Source organism: Micromonospora sp. NPDC049060, assembly GCF_040649055.1.
GTDB lineage: Bacteria > Actinomycetota > Actinomycetes > Mycobacteriales > Micromonosporaceae > Micromonospora > Micromonospora reichwaldensis.
Genome location: NZ_JBEZEV010000084.1, coordinates 24708 through 31660, shown reverse-complemented (window position 1 = coordinate 31660; position 6953 = coordinate 24708). Strand labels below are relative to the sequence as shown.

Genomic DNA, 6953 nt, shown 5'->3' with positions numbered 1-6953 from the left:
CGGCGGGTACGCGCACCCCGCTCGCGCCAGAGCCGCTCCACCTCGTCGAGCACGTCGACCGCACCCGACACCACCACGGCGGTGGGGCCGTTGACGGCCGCGATGCCCGCCCGGTCGGCGAGCCCGGCGATCGACTCCACCACCGCGGCCTCGTCGGCGGCCACGGCCAGCATGCCGCCGCCGGTGGGCAGCGCCTGCATCAACCGACCCCGCGCGGCCACGAGAGCGCACGCGTCCGCCAGGGACAACACGCCCGCGACATGCGCGGCGGTCACCTCGCCGATCGAGTGACCGGCCAGCATGTCGGGCACGACCCCGAACGACTCCACCAGCCGGAACAGCGCCACCTCGACCGCGAACAACCCGGCCTGCGTGAACACCGTCTGATCCAGCAACTCCGCCTCGGCCGAACCCGCCTCGGCGAACAGCACCTCCCGCAACGGACGCGGCAGCAGCGGATCGAGGTGTCCACACACCTCGTCCAGCGCGGCGGCGAACACCGGGAACTCCGCCGACAACTCCCGACCCATGCCGGCGCGCTGCGCGCCCTGACCGGAGAACAGCAACGCGAGCTGGCCGCGCTGGCCGCCCGGGCCGGTGAGCACGCCGGCCGAGGGCTCGCCCGCCGCCACGGCTTCGAGGCCCGCCAGCAGCTCGTCGCGGGTCGCACCGGACACGACCGCCCGGTGCTCCAGCACGGACCGCGACGCCACCGACGACCAGGCCACGTCGAGCGGGCGCGAGGTCCGGGTGCCGCTGAGCCACTGCGCCCAGCGGTCGGCCTGCGCCGACAGTCCGGCCGTGTCCCGGGCCGAGAGCAGCACCGGCAGCACGGACGGCGTCCGCGACGGCTCGCCCTCGACCTCCGGCTCGTCCCCGCCGGTCGGCGCGGACGGCTGCTCCAGGATCAGGTGGACGTTCGTACCGCTGATGCCGAACGACGACACGGCGGCCCGGCGCGGCCGGTCCACGGCCGGCCAGGGGCGCGCCTCGGCCAGCAGGGACACCGCGCCGGCGGTCCAGTCCACGTGGGGGGTCGGCTCGTCGAGGTGCAGGGTCTGCGGGAGCAGGCCGTACCGCATCGCCTGCACCATCTTGATCATGCCGGCGACGCCGGCGGCGGCCTGGCTGTGGCCGATGTTCGACTTGATCGAGCCGAGCAGCAGCGGCCGGTCGGCCGGGCGGCCCTGGCCGTAGGTGGCCAGCAGGGCCTGCGCCTCGATGGGGTCGCCCAGGGTCGTACCCGTGCCGTGCGCCTCGACGGCGTCGACGTCGGCCGTGGTCAGGCGGGCGTTCGCGAGGGCCTGCCGGATCACCCGCTGCTGGGCGGGCCCGTTGGGGGCGGTGAGGCCGTTGGACGCGCCGTCCTGGTTGACGGCGCTGCCGGCGATCACGGCGAGCACCTGGCGGCCCTGCCGCCGGGCGTCGGAGAGCCGTTGGACCAGCAGCACGCCGACGCCCTCCGACCAGCCGGTGCCGTCGGCGTCGGCGGCGAAGGACTTGCAGCGCCCGTCCGGGGCGAGGCCGCCCTGGCGGGAGAACTCGACGAAGGCGCCCGGGGTCACCATGACGGTGACGCCGCCGGCCAGCGCCATGTCGCACTCGCCGCCGCGCAGCGCCTGGGCGGCCAGGTGCACCGCCACCAGCGACGACGAGCAGGCGGTGTCGACCGTCACCGCCGGGCCCTCCAGCCCGAAGGTGTACGACACCCGGCCGGAGATGACGCTGTGCGCGCCGCCCGTGAGCTGGTATCCGGCCAGCTCCGCCGGGGTGTCGGTGGTGCCGTAGCCCGACGGGGAGGCGCCGACGAAGACGCCGGTACGGCTGCCGCGCAGCTCGTCCGGGTCGATGCCGGCCTGCTCGACGGCCTCCCAGGACGCCTCCAGCAGCAGGCGCTGCTGCGGGTCCATGGCGACCGCCTCGCGCGGCGAGATGCCGAAGAAGCCGGGGTCGAACGTGGTGGCGCCGTCGACGAAGCCGCCCTCGCGGGTGTGCGACACGGGTCGCCCGTCGGCGTCGACGGCCAGCAGCCGGCCCATGTCCCAGTTCCGGTCGTCGGGGAAGCCGCTGATCCCGTCGCGTCCGGTGGCGACCAGGTCCCACAGGTCGTCCGGGTTGGCCACGCCGCCCGGGTACCGGCAGCTCATGCCGACGATGACGATCGGGTCGTCGTCCACCGGCCCGGCGGGACCCCAGGTGGTGACGGTGTCGACCTCGTGCAGGCGCAGCGTCGCCGACAGGTGGTCGGCGAGGGCGGCCGGGTTCGGGTAGTCGAAGACCAGGGTGGTGGGCAGGGTGAGCCCGGTGGCGGCGCCGAGCCGGTTGCGCAGCTCGACGGCGGTCAGCGAGTCGAAGCCCAGCTCCTTGAACGCCCGGTTCGCCTTGACCAGCTCGGTGCCGGAGTGGCCGAGCACGGCGGCGGTGTGCGTGCGTACGAGGTCGGTCAGGTGGCGGTCCTGCTCGGCGCGGGGCAGCGTCAGCAGGTGCTGCCGCAGCCCGCCGCCGGCGGTGTCCTCCGGTTCGGCGTCGACGACGCGCAGGGCGTCGCGCGCCTCGGCGATGTCGTCGAGCAGGGGGCGGGCGCGGGCGGCGGCGAACGCCGGGGTGAACAGGGACCAGTCGACGTCCGCCACGGTCACCGACGGCACGGCCCGGCCGACGGCGCTGCGCAGCGCGTACACGGCCTGGGCCGGCGACATGGGGCTGAGGCCGCGCCGGGCCAGCAGTTCCTGGCCCTCGCCGCTGGCCATGCCGCCCTCGGCCCAGGGTCCCCAGGCCACGGCGGTGGCGGCCAGGCCGCGGGCGCGGCGCCGCTCGGCGAGCGCGTCGAGGAAGGCGTTGCCGGCGGCGTACGCGGCCTGTCCGCCGCTGCCCCAGATGCCGGCGATGGAGGAGAAGAGCACGAACGCGTCGAGCGGCCGGTCGCCCAGCAGCTCGTCCAGGTGCACGGCACCGGCGATCTTGCCGTCCAGCACCCCGGCCAGCCCGGCGAGGTCGGTGTCGGCGAGCATGTTCAGCTGGCCCACCCCGGCGGCGTGCACCACCGCAGTCAGCGGCGCCGGGTCGGCGTCGACGTCGCGTAGCAGCGCCTCGACCCGGGCGCGGTCGGCCATGTCGGCGGCGACCAGGGTCACCCGGGCGCCGAGCCCGGTCAGCTCGTCGCGCAGCTCGGCCGCCCCGGGAGCGTGCTCGCCCCGGCGGCTGGTCAGCACGACGTGCGCCGCGCCGTTGGCCGCCGCCCAGCGGGCCACGTGAGCGCCGAGCGCCCCGGTGCCGCCGGTGATCAGCACGGTGCCCGACGGCTGCCAGCGCTCGACCGTGCCCACGGCCGCCGGCGTGGCGCGCACCAGTCGGCGTACGAAGACGCCCGCGGGCCGTACGGCGACCTGGTCCTCGGGACCGCCGCCGGTCAGGACGCCCACCAGGTGGTCCCAGTCGCTCCGGTCGGGCCCGTCCGGCAGGTCGACGAGGCCGCCCCAGAGCTGCGGGTGTTCCAGCCCGGCGACCCGGGCCAGGCCCCACAGGCCGCCCTGGGCGACGCTGCGGACCGGGTCGGCGTCCCCGGTGCCGACCGCGCCCCGGGTGACCGTCCACAGCGGCGCGGCGACGTCGGCGGCGTGCAGGGCCTGCACCAGCGTCATCGTGGCGGCCGTGCCGAGCGGCACCGCCGGCTGGCCGGGGTGCGGTCGGTCCAGCAGGCCGAGCAGGGAGACGATCCCGGTGAACGGGGTGTCCCCCACGGCCTCGGCCACCCGCGCCGTCACCTGGTCGCGCTCCGCCGTCGGGTCCACCGCCAGCCGGGACACCTCGCCGCCGGCGGCGGTCAGCGCCCCCGCGAGCGCCTCGGCCCATTCCGTCGTGGGGGCGTCGCCGGCCGGTTCGACAAGCAGCCAGCGGCCGGACGGGCTGACCGGGGCGGGGGCAGCGGTCCGCTTCCACACCACCCGGTACGACCAGCCGTCGACGACCGCGTCGCGCAGCCGGGCCTTGCGCCAGGACGACAGGACCGGCAGGGCCGGGGCCAGGACGTCCGCCCCGTCGTCGCCGAACTGCGCGGCGAGGGCCGCCACGTCGGAGCGTTCCACCGCCGACCAGAACTCGACGTCCACCACGTCCGGGCTGACCGGGCCGGTGACCGAGACCGGCATCTGCTCGGGCCAGTAGCGCTGCCGCTGGAAGGCGTACGTGGGCAGGGCGACCGGGGTCGCGCCGGCGCCGGCGTAGAGGGCCGGCCAGTCGACGGGCGCCCCGTTGACGTGCAGCTCGGAGAGGGCGGCGAGCAGGGCCCGCGCCTCGGGGCGGTCGGCGCGCAGGACGGGCACGGCGATGACCGGGGTGTCGTCGTCGGCGTCCGCCGGCTCCTGCCCGCTCAGCACGTCCCGGGTCATCGCGGTCAGTACGCTGCGCGGGCCGATCTCCAGGAACGCGTCCACGCCGGCGGCGCGCAGCGCGGCGACCCCGTCGGCGAAACGCACCGCCTGCCGGACGTGGCGCACCCAGTAGTCGGCGGTGCGGATCTCGTCGGCGTCGGCGAGCGCCCCGGTCACGTTCGACACGATCGGCAGCGCCGGCGCGGAGAACTCCAGCCCGGCCAGGACGGCCCGGAACTCGGCGAGCATCGGCTCCATCAGCGGGCTGTGGAACGCGTGGCTGACCGTGAGCCGGCGCGTACGCGCGCCCCGCTCGCGCCAGAGCCGCTCCACCTCGTCCAGGGCCTCGACGGCACCGGAGACGACCACGGAGGTCGGCCCGTTGACCGCCGCGATCCCCACGTCGGCCAGGCCGTCCAGCGTGGCGAGGACGTCGACCTCGGTGGCCGCGACGGCGAGCATCCCACCGCCGACCGGCAGCGCCTGCATCAACCGGCCCCGCGCCGCCACCAGCGCCGCCGCGTCCGCCAGGGACAGCACCCCGGCCACGTGCGCGGCCGTGACCTCGCCGATCGAGTGCCCGCCCACGAAGTCCGGTGTGATCCCGAAGGACTCCACGAGCCGGAACAGCGCCACCTCGACCGCGAACAGCCCGGCCTGGGTGAACGCGGTCTGGTCCAGCAGTTCGGCCTCGGCGGAACCCTCGGGTGCGAACAGCACCTCCTTCAGCGGGCGCGGCAGCAGCGCGTCCAGGTACACGCAGACCTCGTCGAGGGCGGCGGCGAAGACCGGGAACTCGGCGTACAGCTCCCGACCCATGCCGGCGCGCTGCGCGCCCTGGCCGGAGAAGAGCACCGCGAGCGGGCCCCGGTCGGCGGCCTGAGCGGCGACCACCGCGCCGGACGGCTGGCCGGCGGCGAGGGCGCGCAGCCCGGCCAGCAGGTCCTCGCGGTCGGTGGTGGTGAGGACCGCGCGGTGCTCCAGCGCGGAGCGCGACACCACCGACGACCAGCCGACGTCCACCGGCCGGAGGGTCTCGTCGTCGTCCAGCCACCGGGCCCAGCGGCCCGCCTGCGCCCTCAGCGCGGCCTCCGACCGGGCGGACAGCAGCACGGGAATCGCCGGCAGGGCGGGGGCCGGGCCGGTGTCGGCGGGGGCCGCGGCGTCAGCGGCGGGCGGCTCCTCCAGGATGGTGTGCGCGTTCGTGCCGGAGATGCCGAACGACGAGACGGCCGCCCGGCGGGGCCGGTCGGTCACCGGCCACGGTGTCGCCTCGGTCACCAGCGACACCTCGCCGGCCGACCAGTCCACCTTCGGCGTCGGCTCGTCGACGTGCAGGGTGGACGGCACGAGCCCGTGCCGCATCGCCATCACCATCTTGATCACGCCGGCCACGCCCGCAGCGGACTGACTGTGACCGATGTTCGACTTGATCGAGCCGAGCAGCAGCGGCCGGCCGGCGGGCCGGTCCCGCCCGTACGTGGCCAGCAGCGCCTGCGCCTCGATCGGGTCGCCGAGCACGGTGCCGGTGCCGTGCGCCTCGACGGCGTCCACGTCGGCCGTGGTCAGCCGGGCGTTCGCGAGGGCCTGCCGGATGACCCGCTGCTGGGCCGGCCCGTTGGGGGCGGTGAGGCCGTTTGACGCGCCGTCCTGGTTGACGGCGCTGCCGGCGATCACGGCGAGGACGGGGTGCCCCTTGCGTTGGGCGTCCGACAGCCGCTCCACCAGCAGGATGCCGACGCCCTCGGACCAGCCGGTGCCGTCGGCGGCGGCGGCGAACGACTTGCACCGGCCGTCGGGGGCGAGCCCCCGCTGCCGGGAGAAGCCCACGAACGGGGCGGGGGTGGCCATCACGCAGACGCCGCCGGCCAGGGCCAGGTCGAAGTCGCCCTGCCGCAGCGCCTGGCAGGCCAGGTGCAGGGCGACAAGCGACGACGAGCAGGCGGTGTCGACAGTGACGGCGGGGCCCTCCAGGCCGAGGGCGTACGCGATCCGTCCCGAGACGATGCTGGTGGCCGTGCCGGTCAGCAGGTAGCCCTCGTCGGTGCCCTCGACCTCGGTCTGCGGGCCCACGCCGTAGCCGTTGGCGGCGGTCCCGACGAAGACGCCGACCTTCTGCCCGCGCATGGACGCGGGCGCGATCCGGGCCTGCTCGAACGCCTCCCACGACGTCTCCAGCAGCAGCCGCTGCTGCGGGTCCATCGCCACGGCCTCGCGCGGCGAGATGCCGAAGAACTCGGCGTCGAAGTCGGCCGCGTCGTAGAGGAAGCCGCCCTCCCGGGTGGTGGAGTGGCCGGCCCGGTCGGCGTCCGGGTCGTACAGGTTGGCCAGGTCCCAGCCCCGGTCGGTCGGGAAACCGCCGATGGCGTCGCTGCCGGAGGCCACCAGGTCCCAGAGCTGCTCGGGGCTGGCCACGCCGCCCGGGTAGCGGCAGGACATCGCGACGATCGCGATGGGCTCCCGGGCGGCAGCGGTCAGCTGCTGGTTGAGCTGACGGAGGCGGCCCGTCTCCTTGAGCGAGGCGCGAAGCGCCTCGACGACCTTGTCTGCGGACGTAGACATCATGAGCTCCGTACTGGGGAC

At 76.0% G+C, this 6953-nt stretch carries 1 protein-coding gene; it reads right to left on the bottom strand.

Annotated elements, in window-relative coordinates:
* Positions 1-6932, bottom strand: a 6932-nt coding sequence (locus AB0B83_RS24410; protein WP_357580116.1) for a type I polyketide synthase, incomplete at its 3' end; no start/stop codon positions are given.
* Between the last annotated feature and the right edge of the window lie 21 nt (positions 6933-6953).